Source organism: Butyrivibrio proteoclasticus (assembly GCF_900115735.1).
GTDB classification, from domain to species: Bacteria; Bacillota; Clostridia; order Lachnospirales; family Lachnospiraceae; genus Butyrivibrio; species Butyrivibrio proteoclasticus_B.
The window spans coordinates 13,230-30,946 of sequence record NZ_FOXO01000032.1 but is presented as its reverse complement, the minus strand read 5'-3'; the positions used below and the strand labels follow the sequence as shown (position 1 = coordinate 30,946).

The following is a 17,717-nucleotide window of genomic DNA, read 5'->3' as shown; positions in this document are numbered from 1 at the left end:
TCCCCCAATTATGTTCGTTTACGTTTTATCTTGCATCGTACTCAGCGGATTCAACCACTTTTCCTGACTCCTGCTCTACTTTGCTGAAAATAACTTTCTTTGCTGCCTCATCATACTCTTTTTTGTATAAGTATCTGATTCCTTCTTCCACGACCTCGCGATTTCCATACCACATAGGGCATTTTCCGACCAAAGGATCTGTACTCTGAGCTTCAAGCATAGCATTAGCAGCCTTTTCAGATACATTATAGGCATCATCATAAGTGTACTCAAAGTCGGCATAATCGCCAATCTCTGCATTTTCTCTGCCGATGCTCTCAACATACTCTTCAGCGTAACCTCGCTCCATCTTTTCAAGCTCGCTCATATCATCTTCTTCAATTGATATGCATCTTGCCCACAGATCCTCAGGGAACATCTTCTTGATAGAAGGAACAAAATCGCTTCCGTCTTCAGCCTCTTCATAACTCACGATAGTGTATTCCTTGGAATCATTCAAGACAAACGTGATAACTGTCGGAATAGCTCCGCTTCCTGCGCATTTAACAAAGTTTCCGTTTTGGAACTCATATTCACCATACATTGAAAGAACGTAGGCTTTAACCTGAGGCCCCTCTTCTTCACTGCTCATAAGGATATGGCCTTCTGCAGCAAGCTCGCCTTCGTAATAAACACCAGCATTGGACTTAAATATTGCTGATGAAATAGCATCATCGAGAGCTGTTGGATTATCAAAGTCAACTTTGTTATAAGAAAGAGCTGAAAGCGCCTTTAATTCAAAGTCGTCGTATACACCCTCGCTACCCATAGACGGCACCACGTTTGCAATGAATGTAGGCATGTTGTCGTAGCTAATATCATCGTTTCCTGAAACTTTAATACCAGGAGTAACCTTCACCATCAGGTCATTACCTGAGTTTAAATAGTAGCTGATGTGATCACCAAGACAGATGTTTGTAACATTTCCCGGATTCTCAATACTGTAGAGCTTATCTCCGTCATAGTTAAAAGAGATAGTGCTGTCATCTGACTCTACAGAAAGCATTTCAAGAAGTTTATTCTGAACAAGAACAGGATCAACAGCATAAATTATCTCAGCACCTGCTGAATCAATTGTAAAGAGATACGGAATCTCTGCATACACGCCATTTTCTGAAATAGCTTCGCCCACAAGCCACATTGTATTTTCATCAAAATCAGCATTTACAGCCGGGCATCTCCCATGTCTTACTTCAGGGAAGACTGTTTTGGTCTTCCCTGAGCCTGTAACGATCACTGTTCCATAGTCGTTATAGTCCTTATTGCCCTCTCCGACGCTAAGAAGATCCCACACGCTGACTTCCATGCTAAGATCACCGTAAACTCTCTGGAATCTGCTGTCACCAGGCAGATCTTCTATTGCCTCATCGTCAAGGATCTGAGCCATTTCACCAAAATCCTCATCTGAAATATGATCTACAGCCCAGCCAAAATCCAGGGTTCCGGTAAGCTCAATAGAAGCCTTTTCACTTTCTACAGTTTCCTGGACACTCTCCTCCTGTGACGCAGTATCAGCTGCACCATCTGTGTTCTCATGCTTTCCACAGCCAGGAACCATTGATGATACTAAAGCTAAACTTGTCAGTAATATCAAAAATCTCTTTTTCATAATTCCCCTCTTTTCATAAAAAAGAATGTCGCTTGCGACATCTCGCGCCGAGCGCGGTTGCATTTATGCAACATCTTCCAATCGCGCGAGTGCGCATCCTTAGCGGAGCGATTTTTTATAACATAGGAAGCAATTTCCTATGTTATAAAAAGTAAGACATCATTTCCACATGTCAGACAAAAAGTACATCATCGCTGCCCATGTATAAACTGAATAAAAATGTCCATTATCATCCACTCCAGCTTTTAGGAGGTTATGAGCTTTTTCTTTTGTGACAAAAACAAATCCGTCAAAGCACTCCTGTCCCAACGCCCCGTCCTGAGTAAGTTTAGATAAGTCAGGATTGCGCAAAACCACTGAAACAAGACCGTTACTTTCATCTGTCATTCCCGGAGTGCTGAAAACAAGCGGGTTCACAACTGACACTTTGTCTACGTCACTCCTGACTGTTATTCCTGTTTCCTCGAATATCTCTCTTTTTGCTGTCTCAAGCAGCGGATTCTCTTTTGCCTTATCTTCAGGATCAACCAACCCTGCCGGCACTCCCAAGAGAAATCTCCCGGTCGGGTATCTGTATTCATATGATAAAAGAAGCTCCGGTTCCTCTCCATCTTTCTCTATTATCACAAAACAGCTTACGGCATCAGGAAGCATTTTTTTAAACTCCTCCTCTGTCATGGAAGCTGCAAGCTCTTCAAGAGGTCTTCTTGAAGCATCGAAATAATGCCTTCCCTCTTCATAATGAAGGTCGTAAAGTCTCAAAAACTTTTTGTCCAATACTGTTTCTACCTGGTCTTTTTTAATGTTATATCCGTTCATGGCAATTCTCTCTTTAATTTATTTTACATAATAATGGCGGGCTATCCACTTTGAAAGGCCTTCAAGGCCCGGGTAAACGATTCGCTCACTCATATTGAGCTGATCGAGCATATCTCTGACACGCCATCTTAATTTTTTATCAATAATATATTTGACAGTATCTTCTGTGTTGTCCGAAAGGAACTTCTCAATATCCTTAATTCCTGTTGGTACTACAGCGAAGAATGAATGTTGATTTATAATTCTCTGATTAAGTGATGGTGGCTCGATTATGACCATGGAAGAGTCTCCCATATCAGTATCGTACTGCTTTAGGCTGTTTCCCGTCAGTTCTTTTAGCATGTCAACGGTAAAAATGGTCGAGTGCTTTCTGTTCACCGCATACTTGTAAGGTTCAGGAAGGTGATCAACAAGCTCTGACATATTGATCCTCCAGACCATACAGTCATGCTTGTCCATTTCTTCAAGGTTTTCTTCTGTAGTTGCAAAGTTAAGTCCAACAAGTGCTGACTGCGTCCAGTCAAGAAGTCTTGTAGGAAGCCCGTAGTGCTGCCCGAGGATCATCTGCCTCCAGACAGAATGTCCTATTGAAGGCTCATCATTTATGGCATATTTGGCAAAGTTTTCAAGTATTGCCGGCTCAAGCTGCTTTTGAAGGCCCTTACAGTTTCTGCTAAGGCTCGTATACATCTTGAAGGATGAATCCGACATTCCACGATATACGTATGGACTTCTGTTCCTGTCAAGATCCGGTCTATACTCCTGCTCTGTCAAAAGAGGCAACAACTCTTCCAATGTATCAATATGTATCTCTTTTATCATTGCATATCCCTTTCAGTAATATCTCCAGTCAGAATAAGTATATCATAAAATGAAAAAACCCCACAGCACACGCTGTGGGGCATTACTTACTAAAACAAAATTATTTAACTGTAACCTTTGTGATATGTGGGTTAGCACCTTCGTACCAGTAAAGGAATCCTTCAACATCAACTACTGTGCCTGCTTCAAGACCACTTACAAGGTTGTAGAACTCTTCGTCGCTACCATTTAAGTAATACTCAAGGCAGAAATCATAGTTATTTCCATCCTTTGAAAGAGTAACATAGATGTCATCTCCAGGCTGCTCGTTCTTGAATGCAACAGACTCAACTGTCATATCCTTGAAAGATACGAGCTGGTTCTGAAGGTCAATGAGCTCGTCCTTGCCAAGAAGATCTGTAGCGTCCTTAGCTTCTGCTACAAAGTTGCCTTCCTCGATCTCATATGTTGCATCAACAATCTCTACTTCACCAGACCACTCAGACTTAACACCGGTAACCTTGATCTTTGTTCCAGGTGTAAGCTTGTTGTAATCGTCCTCTGAGCAAGCCATCTCGTAGATAAAATAAGCGCCGTCCTGATCCTGTGTGTAGAAAGTTGCCTTGTCTTCCCACCATGACTGCTTAGCCTGTACATAAGTCTCAACTACAACCTCTGTCTCAAGCTCTGCTGCTGCGAACTCAGCGTATGTCATAACTCCTTCTGACTTAGCATCATCTGCTACAACCTCTGCTGCCTCGGATACTGCTTCTGCAGCTGCCTCTGATGCTGCTTCTGTTGCTGTCTCAACTGCCTCTGATACAGCCTCTGTTGCTGTCTCTGCAGTCTCTGTTGCTGCCTTGCTGCCACATCCTACGAATGAAAGCGCAAGACCCATTGTCAAAACTACTGCCAATGTCTTTTTCATAATATCCCTCCATTAAAAAAGTTATGAGACATCTACTATTGATGTCTAACAATACCAAACAAGGAAATTATACTAAATAATAAATAAAATACAAACACTTATTTGGTTTTATTCTTTATTTTATCTTTTATGGCAAAGGTTCCAATAAGAATCCAGGCAATTACAAGCAGACATAAAAACGCCACTGATTCAAAAGGAAGTGGTCCGAGATCTTTTTTCTGACTGCTATTTGCAGCGCCAGTGCTTGCCTGATCCAGGTGATAAAGAGATTTCACTTCCTCATAGAGGTCATCAATAAACTTATCATCAACTGTTTTCTTTCTTCGAACCGCTTTGGTAACATTTTCGATCATCTGGCCTGCCGCATCTCTTACAGATGTAGAGCCGTTAAACACCGGTGTGACAAAAGTGTTCTCAGTATTATTCATAAGGAGCTTTGCAGCATCTATTTTTACCTGATAATGCTCATTGTCATCTGTTCCGGCCTTTGCAATATAGTCTTGATATTCAGGTGCATTCTGAGCCTTTAACGTAACAGGCACATAGCCTTCTGTCTCTGAGTAAGCAATCTGTACGTCATTAGTCAAAAGATATTGCGCAAAAAGCCACGAAGCAAGAACTTCCTGTGAATCTGTCTTATTAAAGACGCACACCGATGGTCCCTGGGAGATCATCTTGGGATTTGAAGGATCATATTGTGGAATTGTCATGACTTTTGTCTCAAAATCAACGAGCTTGTCTTTAGCAATATCAACAAGTGGAGCATCACTTCCCATCCAGGTCGCGCCGGCTGTTGAATCAATAGCAAATATGCACTGTCCGGCATTTAAGAAGTTTGCAGGATATCCTGATATCTTAAATGTTGAAAAAGCTCCGTTTTTTGTATGTTCAGCTACAGTTCTGAGAATCTCTTTCGTGCTGTCATTAAAAAGCAAAATGTTTCCGTCTGTATCTGAATAATCTGCTCCAAGCTGCTTAAGGCTCTGGATCATCATGTTGTCTGTAGACTTATAAATAAATGGAATCATTACCTGCTGTCCATTTATCTTGAATGTCCCATCTGAATTTTGTTCCATGGCTTTCTCTGAAACTTCCCACACAAAATCCCATGTAAGTGTCTCAGGAAGCTCATATCCAAGTGCCTCTACATAAGTCTTGTTCACGTAACAGGCCTCAGTAGATCTCATATATGGAATAGCATAGTGATAATCACCGATCATGCACTCGTTCAAAAATTCAGGCACTATCTCATCCGCCCTCACTGAATCAAACTTAACCTCACTTCCGCCAAGTCCATATCTCTCATCTGCAAATAAGCCATCAAGCGGCACCACCGTATTACTTCCAGTCATATATGTTGCAATATGATCAGGATATGTGATACAAACATTCGGTGTTGTATTGGTAGATATATTTGTAATTACATCGTTATATATCTTGCCATAATCGGTATACAGCCTCATATTTACAGTGATATTTGGATATATCTTTTCAAAATCCTCAATTGCTTTATTGTATATCGCTGTCTGGGTCTTATTTGTATCATTCTTAGCCCAGAAAGTTATTTCTATATTTTTACTCTCGTCGAAGTTTTCAGGAATCTCAAACTCATTTCCACCTTTTGAACCGTGACATCCCGTTAACACAATTGCTGCAAATATTGATAGAGTTATAGTTTTCACATTTATAGTCATAGTAACGTCTCCGTTCTGAAATATCAGAAGCATCATAGACTATCGGTAAGCAGATGATTGTTTCATAATCAGTCTTTGGGGGCTTTGCAAACGCCGGTACTTATATCCCGTCTTTTGGGATATTAGTACCGCTACGTTTGCAACGAAGTGGGAACGTCCCCGAAGCGATTATGTAACTTCATCTGCCCATCAATACGCTTCTGAATAAATAAGGAAGTTAAGCTCTCGCTTCGCTCGCCTTAACACGTTCGCACCAGGCTCGAAAAAACCTCGCCAGGTGCTCTCAGCCCTTAGTCCCGCCGCGGGCAACTCCTTCCATGATCTTATCTCTGAAAACGAGGAACAGGATAACAAGCGGCACAGATATTACAACCACTGCTGCCATCATTGCCGGCACATTCTCTCGCCCAAATCCGTTTTCCCTGATCTCCTGAATTCCATTGGAAACGAGGAAGTAGTTCTGATCATCAGTAATAAGCCTTGGCCATACATAAGAATTCCAGCACTCAATGACCTTTAGGATAGTTATCGTAACTATCGTGGGCTTGGAAATCGGGATCATAACCCTGAAAAGATATCTGAAGTCCGAAGTTCCATCTACTTTCGCTGCCTTATAGATGTTTTCAGGTATCTGTTCAAAATTCTCTTTTAAAAGATATATGTAGAACACTGAAGTAACTGACGGTAATATAAGCCCCGAGAAAGTATTCCTCATATTTAGATTTGTGATAGTAACAAAGTTTGTGATGATAACAAGTTCATTTGGAATCATCATAAGAGAAAGGAAAAGAGAAAACAAAAGGTCTTTTCCCTTAAAATCAAGCCTTGCAAAGGCAAATGCCGAAAGCACCACAACAACCAACATCATGCCTGTGGTAACAACCGTGAAGACAATAGTATTAAAGAAATACTTTGCCAAAGGAACCGCGGTGAATGCTGTTACATAGTTCTCAACAGTTGGGCTCAGAGCTATAAACTTTGGGACATATTCAGAGTTGTATGAGCTGTAGCTTTTTATGGAAGTAAGTATCATCCAGTAAAAAGGAAACAACACTATGATAGCCCATATTGAAAGAAGGGCATAAATGATCACATTCCTGGTTTTATTTTTCATTGATAATACACCGTCTTTCTACTAACCATGAGATTTATGGTTGTAATTGTAAATACTATGGCAAAAAGAATGAGCGCCGCAGCTGATGCATATGATGGATAGCCACCGCTGTTTCCATAGAGCATGTCATATACATAACCAACTATTGTGTTCATTCCTGCAGCATTAAGGTCTGTTCCAAACAAGGCAACCTCATCGCTGTATGCCTTGAAGGCTCCGATAAATCCTGTTATTACCAGATAGAAAACCATTGGGGATATCATAGGAAGTGTAATCTTGTAGAATATTCTCCACTTTGGCGTGTCATCAACAACTGCTGCCTTGTAGTACATCTCATTTACTGAAGCGAGAGCACTTGTGAGGATCAGTATCTTAAAGGGCATTACGATCCATATTGTGTAAAAACACATAACAAACATCTTTGCAGCGTAAGGGCCATCAATAAAGTCAACAGAAGGGCCACCAAAGAACTGTATCAGAATGGATATAAGTCCGTCGGAATAAGCAGTCTTTTTAAAGAGAATCATAAATACCAGTCCTACAGCCAAGGTGTTTGTAACGTAGGGAAGGAAATAAACTGTCTGAAAGAAATCCCTCAAAACCTTTATCTGGCTAAGTTCAAGGGATATTAAAAGAGCGATTCCGGTAGAAAGTGGAACCGTAATTATAACTATAATAAAAGTATTTTTCAGAGCCTGGATAAAAAACGGATCGTGGAGCACATAGGAATAGTTGTAAATTCCTGTTCCCCAAAAGCTCTGAGATGCAAAGTTATAGCCTTCTTCAAATGAATAGACCAATACATCAAATAAAGGGTAAACCATAAATATACCCAAAAACAGTATTGCAGGCAAAAGGCAAAGCCATGCAGTCAGGTTTTTCTTCATAGCCTTATCCTCTCTTCTGAATTTCCATCAAAAATAAATACTTTGTTTGGTTTAAGTGAAAATCTGACTTTTCCGTCATCAATCTTAACTTCATCATCAGATGAGATTATTCCTCTTATCTTTTCACCTGTAAAATCCGGATGTGAAACAATAAGACTTGTATCTCTGCCCATTATCTCACGGTTTACATAGTCACAGGCAAGAGGCCCGTTCTCATCAAGGATAAATCCTTCAGGTCTTATGGCAACGTATACGTCACAATCTTTTACACCCTTTGCGTCAAAGACAGCCGCCTCTCCAATATAAACCTTTCCCTCTTTAACCTTTCCTTTGAAAACATTTATCTGAGGTGTTCCAAGAAAGCTTGCGACAAAAAGGTTATCAGGATCATCATAAATATCCTGAGGTTTACCCATCTGCTGAAGAACACCGGATTTCATAACAACTATCATATCTGAAATACTCATGGCCTCTTCCTGGTCATGGGTTACAAACACAGTTGTAATGCCTGTTTCAAGCTGGATTCTCTTAAGTTCTTCTCTTGTCTGAAGTCTAAGTCTTGCGTCAAGATTTGAAAGGGGCTCATCAAGCAAAAGAACTTGCGGCCTTTTTACAAGTGCTCTTGCAATAGCAACTCTTTGCTGTTGGCCACCGGACATCTCGTTTGGACGTCTATCCATTAGTTCTTCAATCTGAACAAGCTTTGCTGCCTCTTTTACCTTGGCATCCATTTCTTCCCTGGTCAGCTTTTTATCGCCTCTGAAATTTTCAAGGGGAAATTTAATGTTCTCATAGACAGTAAGATGTGGATAAAGAGCATAGTTCTGGAATACGAGACCTACGCCCCTCTTTTCAGGAGCAAGCTCTGTAACATCCTTCTCACCAAAGAAAATTTTCCCTTCTGAAGGTTTCTCAAGTCCACAAATGAGATTAAGAGCTGTACTTTTTCCACAGCCGGATGGTCCTAAAAGTCCGATGAGCTTGCCGTCAGGTATAGTAAAATTAAAGTCATTTACGGCAATCACATCATCCTTTATCTTTTTGTTCCTGTTGGGAAATCTCTTAGTTAAGTGTTCTAAAACTATCTTCATAACTCTCCTCCTCCGCTTACATCTGATGTCTTACAACTTTATACTCATCGTTGTCCTGATAATATGGGCATTCTGAGCGCTTCCCCGACATCATGCGGTAGTAGTCATCTTCATCCATATTTACCATGCATGTGTAACATTCCCAGTCTTCATCGTATACATAATTGGCACATGTATCACAGATCATACAAAGTCCTCTCTCATTGGGTTAAAGATATCCAAAAGAACTCCCTTTTCAAGGCAGACACAGCCATGCTCAACGCTGTTTGTCTTTAGCATTGTATCGCCAGCTTTTACAATTTTCTTTTCTCCATCAATATTAAACTCAAATTTACCGCTTACAACGTATGTGATCTGAGTGTGTGGATGATGATGAAGGGCTCCAATCGCACCTTCTTCAAAAGTATTCTCAACACACATAAGGTCTTTGCTGTAAGCAAGCACACGCCTTACCACACCATTTCCAAGGTCCTCTGCCTTTGCATCATCATGAAATACCCATCTTTCGTCTAGCATTAGTTTATCTCCTTTTTTTAGAAATTCATTGCTTCTATATAATCACTGTCAAACTGATCCAGTTCTGCGAGCTGAATCACCTCAGATATTTCAGTTATTCTTTTTATTTCCAAAAGAACTTTCTCACCATCGCCCATAAGATCCTGCACCAGATATTTTATACATCCCTTAAGAGAAGTGTTTCCCGCTGCTAAAGCTTTTGACACCAGATCTTCAGGAAACATTTTGAGATTCTTTATCCTGTCTATATCAATGTGGGAGCCAAAGCCTCCTGAAACATAGAAACTGTCAACATCTCTTCCATTTAAAACATTGACTATCCCGGAATAAACAGCAGCCTTGGCAAGCTGAACATTTCTGATATCGCTTTGAGTTATTGTAATATCTTTTTCTCTGGTAAGAGGATATCCGTTGTCAAAATATTCATCGCACAAAAGCCCCGTATCATCCATGAGCCCGGTCCTTAAGAGCTCTGACACTGTTTCCAGAACTCCTGTTCCACAAAGACCTATAGGTTTATCATTACCTATTATATCCAATTCAGGAAAAAAATCTCCTATATTTATATGTTTTATCGCACCATTTATGGCAGGAACACCGCAGGAAATCCCGCCGCCCTCAAATACAGGGCCCGCTGCTGTTGAAGTGGAATAAATCTTAGTACCGTCAAAATAGACTATCTCGCCGTTTGTCCCAAGGTCAACCATAAGGGACTTTTTATCCGGATGTTCTACCATATCAAGGGAAAAAATTCCGGCTACAATATCCGCCCCTACAAAGGCTGATATTCCTGGAAAAAGAGTCACTTTATAACCGGAAAGCTCTGGGCTCAGCTCTTCACCCGCCAGAACTTCAAGGTCAAGTGACTTTGGGCTATATGGGTATTTTCCAAGGCCCAAGACGCTATAGCCTCTTAAAAAATGAAGCATTGTCGTGTTCCCTGCAATACAGATCGTTGTAACCTCAGATTTTGCTTTCATCGAAAGCTCTTTTACCAGGCCGCAAATATCCTGGATGACAAGCTGTTCTAAGTACTTGGCTGTTTCAGGATCAGATGCTCTGTCTATTCTGCTAATAACGTCCGCTCCATACTTTCGCTGATGATTCACACTTGATGCAGTGCAGGCCACTTCGCCAGTCTGCATGTTACCATCGTATCCCACAAGGGCTGCAGCGATTGTTGTTGTACCAAGGTCAATAGCTATACCGTAGACGTCATATCTTTTGTCTATATCTCCATCTATTATCGTGCTCTGAACGTCTATCTGTTCGGCGTCAGAACATTTTCTTGTGCACTTATAGCAATTTCCCTTGCAACCATGGGCTTTATAGATATTTAGTTTTTTCTCGGAAATAAGTGTATTTTTCATCCACATAATTGTATCAGCATCAGTTATTTTGAGCAAAAAGAAATAGTATTTTGTTATATTTTGTGCGAAAATAGTAGATGTCTATATAATTATCAGACAACTATTGTTTTTCGTATGAAAGGAGAAAGATATGGGGCTTATTCAGGCTGCACTTGTTGCAGGTGGTAATGTTTTGTCAGATCAGTGGAGGGAGTATTTTTACTGTCCGTCTCTTACAAATGACGTGCTCCTTACAAAAGGTGAAAAGAAAGCCGGAAAGGGTTCAAATAAAAAAGGCTCTGAAAATGTTATTTCAAACGGCTCAATCATTGCAGTAAATGAAGGACAATGCGCTGTTTTAGTTGATCAGGGACAGATTACAGAAATCTGCGCTGAAGCAGGTGAATTCGTATATGACACCTCTGCTGAACCTTCCATTTTCTATGGCGACTTAGGAGAAAACATCGTAAACAGTTTTAAAGAGTTTGCTAAACGTGTTGGCTTTGGTGGAAATACTCCTAAAGACCAGAGAGTTTATTACTTTAACACAAAAGAAATCATCGGAAACAAGTATGGCACAGTTAATCCTGTTCCTTTCCGTGTTGTAGATACAAATATAGGACTTGACCTTGATGCAAGCATTAAGTGTCATGGTGAATACAGCTACAAGATAGTTGATCCTATCCTTTTTTATAAGAACATTTGTGGAAATGTAGAAGGAGAATACAGAAAAGACAAACTTGACTCTCAGCTTAAGAGTGAGCTTCTTACTGCTCTTCAGCCTGCATTTGCTAAGATTTCCGCTATGGGAATCCGCTATAGTCAGCTTCCTGCTCACACAACAGAGATAGCAGATGCACTTAACGAAGTTCTCTCAGATAAGTGGACTAAAGTTTACGGAATCAAGATTTCAAGCTTTGGTGTAAGTTCCGTAGTTGCTTCCGAGGAAGACGAGAAAACAATCAAAGAACTTCAGAGAGCAGGCGCATTAAGAAATCCTAATATGGCTGCTGCAACTATTGCCAGCGCTCAGGCTCAGGCTATGCAGGATGCTGCAAAGAATACAGCAACAGGTCCTATGATGGCATTTGCAGGAATGAACATGGCTGCTCAGGCCGGTGGAATGAACGCAAGTCAGCTCTTTGGCATGGGAGCACAGGCTCAGAATGCCGCTCCAGCTCCAGCTGCTGCCCCTGCATCTAATGCTTGGACATGCTCATGTGGTGCTACTTCAACTGGAAACTTCTGCTCTAACTGCGGAAAGCCAAGACCAGCACTTAACTGGACATGTTCCTGCGGAGCTGTTAACACAGGAAACTTCTGCTCCAACTGTGGAACTCCAAGACCAGCAAACTAATTCTATGATCCATTAGAGGGAAATATGGCTTTACAAGAATATGAATGCCCCGCCTGTGGCGGGGCAATGGAATTTAATCCACATACTCAGAAATTAAAATGTCCTTATTGCGATTCAGAATTTGATGTAAAAGACTATGTTGCCAATCACAATTCTGAAAGTAGCGGAACTCCATCTGATACACAGGATGAAATGTTCATCTACTCCTGCGGATCCTGCGGAGGAGAAATACTTGCAACAGAGTCTCTTGGATCACTGAAATGCCCGTTTTGCAGCAACAATGTCGTTGTAAAGGAAAAATTCACAGGAGAATTTAAGCCTGACTACATCATTCCTTTTAAACTCACAAAAGACGATGCTGTGAAAACTTACACTGAGTATGTAAAGAAAAAAAGGCTTGTTCCAAAGGTCTTTTTAGAAAAAAATCACATTGATGAGATAAAGGGAGTCTATGTTCCTTTCTGGCTCTTTGATGCAACAGAGGAATATTCCGGTTCTTTTGAAGGAACAAAGGTAAGGACCTGGTCTGATTCTAAGTATATGTACACTGAGACCAAATACTATGACATCTCAAGATCAGGAAGCGAACAGTTCGAGAAAGTACCTGTTGATGGCTCCAAGGAAATGCCGGATGACCTTATGGAATCTCTTGAACCATTTGATCACACGACAATGGTTCCTTTTAATATGGGCTATCTTGCCGGATTTCTTGCCAATAAATACAATGTAACATCTGACGAATGCAAGGATAGAGCATTGCAGAGGATGTCTGCTTCTGCTGCCGCAGATTTCAGGGCAACCATAAGCGGTTACAGTTCACTACGCACTAAGCACGAAAACTGCAGCACCAGCAGCTCATCAAGCAAATATGCCCTCTATCCTGTCTACATTCTAAACACAACCTGGAATGATAAAAACTTCCTGTTTGCCATGAATGGTCAGACCGGTAAATTTATAGGTAATCTCCCTATAAGCTTTATGCAGGCGCTCAAGTATTACATTCCTATTGGATTTATCGCATCAATTATTTTTTACATGATTTTGTATTCTACATTTTAAATTCAGAAAGATTGTTTAAGTATGAAAAAAATTAAGGGGTTTTTACTATTATCAATAACTCTTCTGATAATGCCTTTATTTAGTATTACAACATGGGCTGCTGCCGAAGAGCTCTGGGACAGCTATGAAATTCCTTCCTCCAGGCAAAAAGAGCTTCTGGTTGATAAGGCAAATCTTTTAACTGATGATGAAGAAACTGATCTTCTAGAGCAATTTGAATCTGTCAGCCAAAAGAGGCAGTGCAACATTGTTGTTCTTACAGTAGACGATCACACAGGCCCTATTCAGGACTACGCTGATGACTATTTCGACTACAACGGCTTTGGAGCTGATTACAATGACAGCGGAATTCTGTTCATGCTCAGCATGTATGATAGAGAGTGGGCTATCAGCACTTCAGGGGAGGCTATTTACGCATTTACTGATTATGGCCAGGAAGAGCTTGTAGACAGTATGCTTCCATATCTTTCCGATGGAGACTATTACAGGGCATTCTCAACATATGCCAAAATGTGTGATGGTTATCTTGAAAGCTACAATGATGGTTCTGCCATAGATGTAGGAAATCCATATCGCAGCAAAGGTAGCAGTATCAAGCTGATACTAATCAGTCTCCTATGCGGATTTGGTTCTGCATTGATCCCTATCTTTTTTATGGGTGCACAGCTCAGGACTGTTCACAGCCAGGCAAATGCGTCAGGTTATCAGTCACATCAAGGTCTTAACATGAGATCACATGATGACAGATATGTAACTACAAGAGTAACTCATACTCCTCTTCCAAAAGATAATGATTCATCAAGAAGTCACGGCTCTGGTGGCTCATCTATACACACGTCCAGCTCAGGCCATTCGCATGGTGGAAGCCACGGTCATTTCTAATCAATAAATATTTTATCTTTTCTTTATTATCTGTATACTGTTCAAGAATTATCTCTTGGAAGTATACTATAAGTGTGATAATAGGAGAAGTATACGTGAGCGTAATAACAAGAGTTAAAACTGCTTTCCTATCGCTACTGGCTATAGCACTTATAGTGCTTACAGTAGCGGTCTTGGGAACTTCCAAGTTTAATACTCCGAACGAATTTGAGCTTATCCAGCTTGATTCCGGCTGGACTATTTCTCATGGCAGTGAATACCATTACATTGAATCTTTAGTAAACTCTTATACAGGTCTTGCCAACAGCGGCAACATTATTGTTATCCGAACAACTCTCCCTGATCTGACTTCGTATTCTGATATTCCAATCTGTATCTGCTTTAGAAGTATTCTTTCTACTGTTGATGTATATGTAGATGACGCGCTTGTGTACACCTTTGGTCACGACTATGTCGAGAAAGGAAAAATGATCCCAAAGGTCTACAATTTTGTTCCTCTTCCCAAAAACTGCAGTAAAAAAACTCTTCAGATACGTTTTACTGCCCAGGAAAACAGTGCTTTTTCCGGTTTTTCTCCGGTATATCTTGGAACCTATAATGATATTTGCAACCAGCTTCTAGAACCCAAACGCTTATCTGTTGTAGTTGGTATTTTCCTTATGATGTTTGGATTTATCCTTCTCATTATTTCTCCATTTATGCTCATGTCTTCCAGCAAAGATACCAGCATTTTTTTTAGTGCCACCACTTCTCTCGCCATGGGCATGTATATTTTCTGTTTCAACGACTTGTTCTGGATTGTTTCTGACAATCCAGCCCTTTATACATTCCTGGAATACTTATCTCTTTTCCTGATTCCGCCCAGCATTATGGGCTTTGTACTCTTTGATGGAAGGGACCGCAATAAAAAAATAGTGGCTTATGGCTTCCTTGGAAGCCTTCTGTTCGTGCTAACAGTTACACTAATGCATATATTCAACATCGCTCATATATGCAACTTCGTTGTGTTATTCCACTTTACTGTCTTAATTCAAGGTGTCTACATGGTGATCACCCTTACTATATCTTTGCGAAAGCGTTTAAAGGAAAAATCAGAGTTCCGCGGAGTTGCACTGTCCACTGTTTTCCTTGTGGCAGGTCTGTTAGTGTTTATGATCTGTGCACAAATAGATATTATCGTATTTAATATACTCAAGTACTCTGCAGAAGGCGAACAATCGGCATCTATAAATTTCACTACTGTAGGTGCACTTTTGTTTATGATATGTCTTTTTCTGAATTACTTCTACCATCGAATCGAATATCTTAGTGAATCAAGTGTAAAAGAAAAGCTTGAAGGCATTGCCTATACCGACGCGTTGACAGGTATTGCTAACAGGGCAAGATGCGAGCTTACTTTGGCAAAACTAGATGATGACTATACAATCATAAGTCTGGATCTGGATTACTTAAAATATACCAACGACAATTACGGGCACACAGAAGGTGACCATCTTCTTAAGGGTTTTGCCGCTATTTTGAAAGAGAGTTTCACGGAGGCCCTCCTTATTGGAAGAATGGGTGGAGATGAATTTATAGTTGTTTTACCATACATTGATGAAGAGCGCTGCGAGCGAGCAATCAAGTGCATGGTAGATTTAATGTGCTTCAGGACAAGCAAAGAAGAACACATTCGTTATTCTGCCTCATGGGGCTATGCTACAAATAAGGAACTGTCTTTTAAAGCAGGTGCTACAGCTCAGGATGTTTATCTTTTAGCAGACACAAAAATGTACTCAATGAAAAAACAGCACCACAATCAGTCCCTTGGAAGGCTCTATGATGATCTTCTAAAGACTTTCTCGCAGAAGGGAGGTAACTCAAATGAAATATAAACGGCATTTGATTCCTCTCATCTGTGCATTTGCGATTCTTGCCGCAATTGAGATCGTATGTCATATTTTCTTTTCATTTTCCCCTAAATATGAAATGGCACATCTTACAGATGGATGGGAAATTGATATAAACGGTACCAGATATGAAAATCAGGAAATTGAGCAGTTTTACAAACTGTTATCTGCTCCTTTGGAACGTGGAGATAAACTTACTTTCAAGACCACTCTTCCGGATTTAGGAAACATTCCATTTCCGGCTATTATGTGGCGTAGCAAGTATACAACAGTCGAGTGTTATGTGGACGACCTTTTGGTCTATGAATACGCACTTGATCTGTATGACTCAGTTTCGTTTATCGGTAAGCACTACAATTTCATCACACTTCCAAGAGATTATCAGGGAAAAGAGCTGACTCTGAAGCTGACCGTATGTGAGCACAGAGCAGCCACAAATTACGAAAGCCCGCTATTTGGAAGTAATGAGGATTTAAAAGCGAAACTTGTTCATGACAACATTGTTGTTATTGCAACAGGTGTATTCATGGAGATTTTCGGCGTGACTTACCTGTTCATGTCACTTATTTTCTCTGCCGCTATTCCAAACAGCAAGGCTCAGATCCTGGAATCATTACTATGTATGAATCTCGGTGCCTGGCTTTTGAGCTATTACAATCTGTTTTCACTTTTTTACCATACTCCTTTGGAAACGCAGATTGAGTTTTTCACACTCTACATGATAGTTCCATATTTCTACCTGATACAGCTTTCTATTCAGAGAATAACGCAAAAAGCAATGCTCTATGGCATAGCTATCATAAGCTGCATTATTCCTGCCATTCAGTATTTACTGCACTATGCCTTCAACATTCATTTGCGCACGACAAGGCCGTTTTATTATGCCGATGCAATATTCGGCCTTGTTGTAACTTTGTGGTTACTCAATAAAAACCTCAAAAAACATGATATTTCTAAATCCGGCATGATACAGATGAATGGTATTACAGGTTTTGCGATTACTTTATTTATCCATTTCCTGTCATATATCGGTGAGATATATCACATAAAAACTTTGTTCTATATGTTCAATCGAACCATCATTTGTTTTGGGTACCTTATCCTCGTAGTTTCGATGTTGGCAAATTACCTGGTGTTTATCACCTGGAACTATGCCCAACGTCAGGAGCATGACTCTTTGTCACACCTTGCTTATGCCGATGGTCTGACCAATCTTCCTAACAGGGCCAAAGCAGATAAAGAGCTTGAAGAGTTAAAAAATGAGACCAACGACTACTGCATTATCAGTATCGATCTTAATGGTCTAAAACTTGTAAACGATAAATTCGGTCATCCAACGGGAGATAAATACATCAAAGATTTTGCCAAGGTTATTTCTACAACTTTTGGTGAAAATGACTTCTGCGCCAGAATTGGCGGTGATGAGTTTATTGCCATTATTAAGAACTCTTCTACCAAAGATATTCCTTCAATGATCGACAGAATGGTCAGTGCTTTGAACGTTATGAATGCGCTTTATTCTGAATACAAGAGAAGTGTCGCAACCGGATTTGCTTTTCTTCATGAGTTTGACAAAAACGATCCTCACGAAGTATATCTTTTGGCTGATCAAAGAATGTATGAAAATAAAAAGATAATGCACGAGCAGCTTGGTATTCATACAAGACTATAAATCAAAAAATA

Annotated in this window: 16 protein-coding genes; 5 read left to right on the top strand and 11 right to left on the bottom strand. The window is 40.4% G+C overall.

The features are described from left to right. Window positions 1-25 precede the first annotated feature (25 nt). The 11 genes from BM146_RS15700 to BM146_RS15655 all read right to left on the bottom strand — a co-directional run bounded on the left by BM146_RS15700 (window position 26) and on the right by BM146_RS15655 (window position 10,874). Window positions 26-1,648 (bottom strand): hypothetical protein, encoded by a 1,623-nt coding sequence (locus BM146_RS15700; RefSeq protein ID WP_074891120.1) that lies wholly within the window; start codon window positions 1,646-1,648, stop codon window positions 26-28. A 159-nt stretch (window positions 1,649-1,807) separates the two neighbouring features. Then, window positions 1,808-2,467 carry an NUDIX hydrolase gene (locus BM146_RS15695; RefSeq protein WP_074891118.1) on the bottom strand — a complete coding sequence of 220 codons (660 nt, stop codon included), beginning with the start codon at window positions 2,465-2,467 and terminating at the stop codon, window positions 1,808-1,810. Between the two features lie 18 nt (window positions 2,468-2,485). Then, entirely contained in the window at window positions 2,486-3,289 is an 804-nt protein-coding gene (locus tag BM146_RS15690; RefSeq protein ID WP_074891116.1) for an FRG domain-containing protein, read from the bottom strand. 100 nt (window positions 3,290-3,389) lie between these two features. Next, window positions 3,390-4,196 carry a hypothetical protein gene (locus BM146_RS15685; protein ID WP_074891114.1) on the bottom strand — a complete coding sequence of 269 codons (807 nt, stop codon included), beginning with the start codon at window positions 4,194-4,196 and terminating at the stop codon, window positions 3,390-3,392. 98 nt (window positions 4,197-4,294) lie between these two features. Next, on the bottom strand, window positions 4,295-5,926 hold the full coding sequence (locus tag BM146_RS15680) for an ABC transporter substrate-binding protein (protein ID WP_083413597.1): 1,632 nt from the start codon (window positions 5,924-5,926) through the stop codon (window positions 4,295-4,297). A gap of 247 nt (window positions 5,927-6,173) precedes the next feature. Further along, window positions 6,174-7,004, bottom strand: a complete 831-nt coding sequence (locus BM146_RS15675; protein WP_074891110.1) for a carbohydrate ABC transporter permease — start codon at window positions 7,002-7,004, stop codon at window positions 6,174-6,176. Then, on the bottom strand, window positions 7,001-7,891 hold the full coding sequence (locus BM146_RS15670) for a carbohydrate ABC transporter permease (RefSeq protein WP_074891108.1): 891 nt from the start codon (window positions 7,889-7,891) through the stop codon (window positions 7,001-7,003). Before BM146_RS15670 ends, BM146_RS15675 begins: the two co-directional genes overlap by 4 nt. Next, window positions 7,888-8,982 carry an ABC transporter ATP-binding protein gene (locus BM146_RS15665; RefSeq protein WP_074891106.1) on the bottom strand — a complete coding sequence of 365 codons (1,095 nt, stop codon included), beginning with the start codon at window positions 8,980-8,982 and terminating at the stop codon, window positions 7,888-7,890. Before BM146_RS15665 ends, BM146_RS15670 begins: the two co-directional genes overlap by 4 nt. 16 nt (window positions 8,983-8,998) lie before the next feature. Beyond that, the gene (locus BM146_RS19620; protein WP_177201703.1) at window positions 8,999-9,169 is read right to left on the bottom strand and encodes a DUF6472 family protein; all 171 of its coding nucleotides are present in this window, start codon (window positions 9,167-9,169) and stop codon (window positions 8,999-9,001) included. After that, a complete protein-coding gene (locus tag BM146_RS15660; RefSeq protein WP_022775758.1) occupies window positions 9,166-9,498 on the bottom strand; it encodes a cupin domain-containing protein in 333 nt (110 codons plus the stop codon). The genes BM146_RS19620 and BM146_RS15660 overlap by 4 nt, the downstream gene beginning before the upstream one ends. Window positions 9,499-9,515: 17 nt before the next feature. Beyond that, window positions 9,516-10,874, bottom strand: a complete 1,359-nt coding sequence (locus BM146_RS15655; RefSeq protein WP_074891104.1) for an ASKHA domain-containing protein — start codon at window positions 10,872-10,874, stop codon at window positions 9,516-9,518. 124 nt (window positions 10,875-10,998) lie between these two features. On the opposite strand from BM146_RS15655, the gene BM146_RS15650 reads away from it, so the two are divergent. The 5 genes from BM146_RS15650 (at window position 10,999) to BM146_RS15630 (ending at window position 17,706) form a co-directional block, all read left to right on the top strand. Then, entirely contained in the window at window positions 10,999-12,204 is a 1,206-nt protein-coding gene (locus BM146_RS15650) for an SPFH domain-containing protein (RefSeq protein WP_074891101.1), read from the top strand. 24 nt (window positions 12,205-12,228) lie between these two features. Next, entirely contained in the window at window positions 12,229-13,263 is a 1,035-nt protein-coding gene (locus tag BM146_RS15645; RefSeq protein WP_074891098.1) for a TFIIB-type zinc ribbon-containing protein, read from the top strand. Between the two features lie 21 nt (window positions 13,264-13,284). Beyond that, window positions 13,285-14,145, top strand: coding sequence for a TPM domain-containing protein (locus BM146_RS15640; RefSeq protein ID WP_074891095.1), 861 nt, complete (start codon window positions 13,285-13,287; stop codon window positions 14,143-14,145). A gap of 95 nt (window positions 14,146-14,240) precedes the next feature. Beyond that, complete coding sequence (locus tag BM146_RS15635) at window positions 14,241-16,019, top strand: GGDEF domain-containing protein (protein WP_074891092.1); 1,779 nt, start codon at window positions 14,241-14,243, stop codon at window positions 16,017-16,019. Further along, window positions 16,009-17,706, top strand: coding sequence for a GGDEF domain-containing protein (locus BM146_RS15630; RefSeq protein ID WP_074891090.1), 1,698 nt, complete (start codon window positions 16,009-16,011; stop codon window positions 17,704-17,706). Before BM146_RS15635 ends, BM146_RS15630 begins: the two co-directional genes overlap by 11 nt. The last annotated feature ends 11 nt before the right edge of the window (window positions 17,707-17,717 follow it).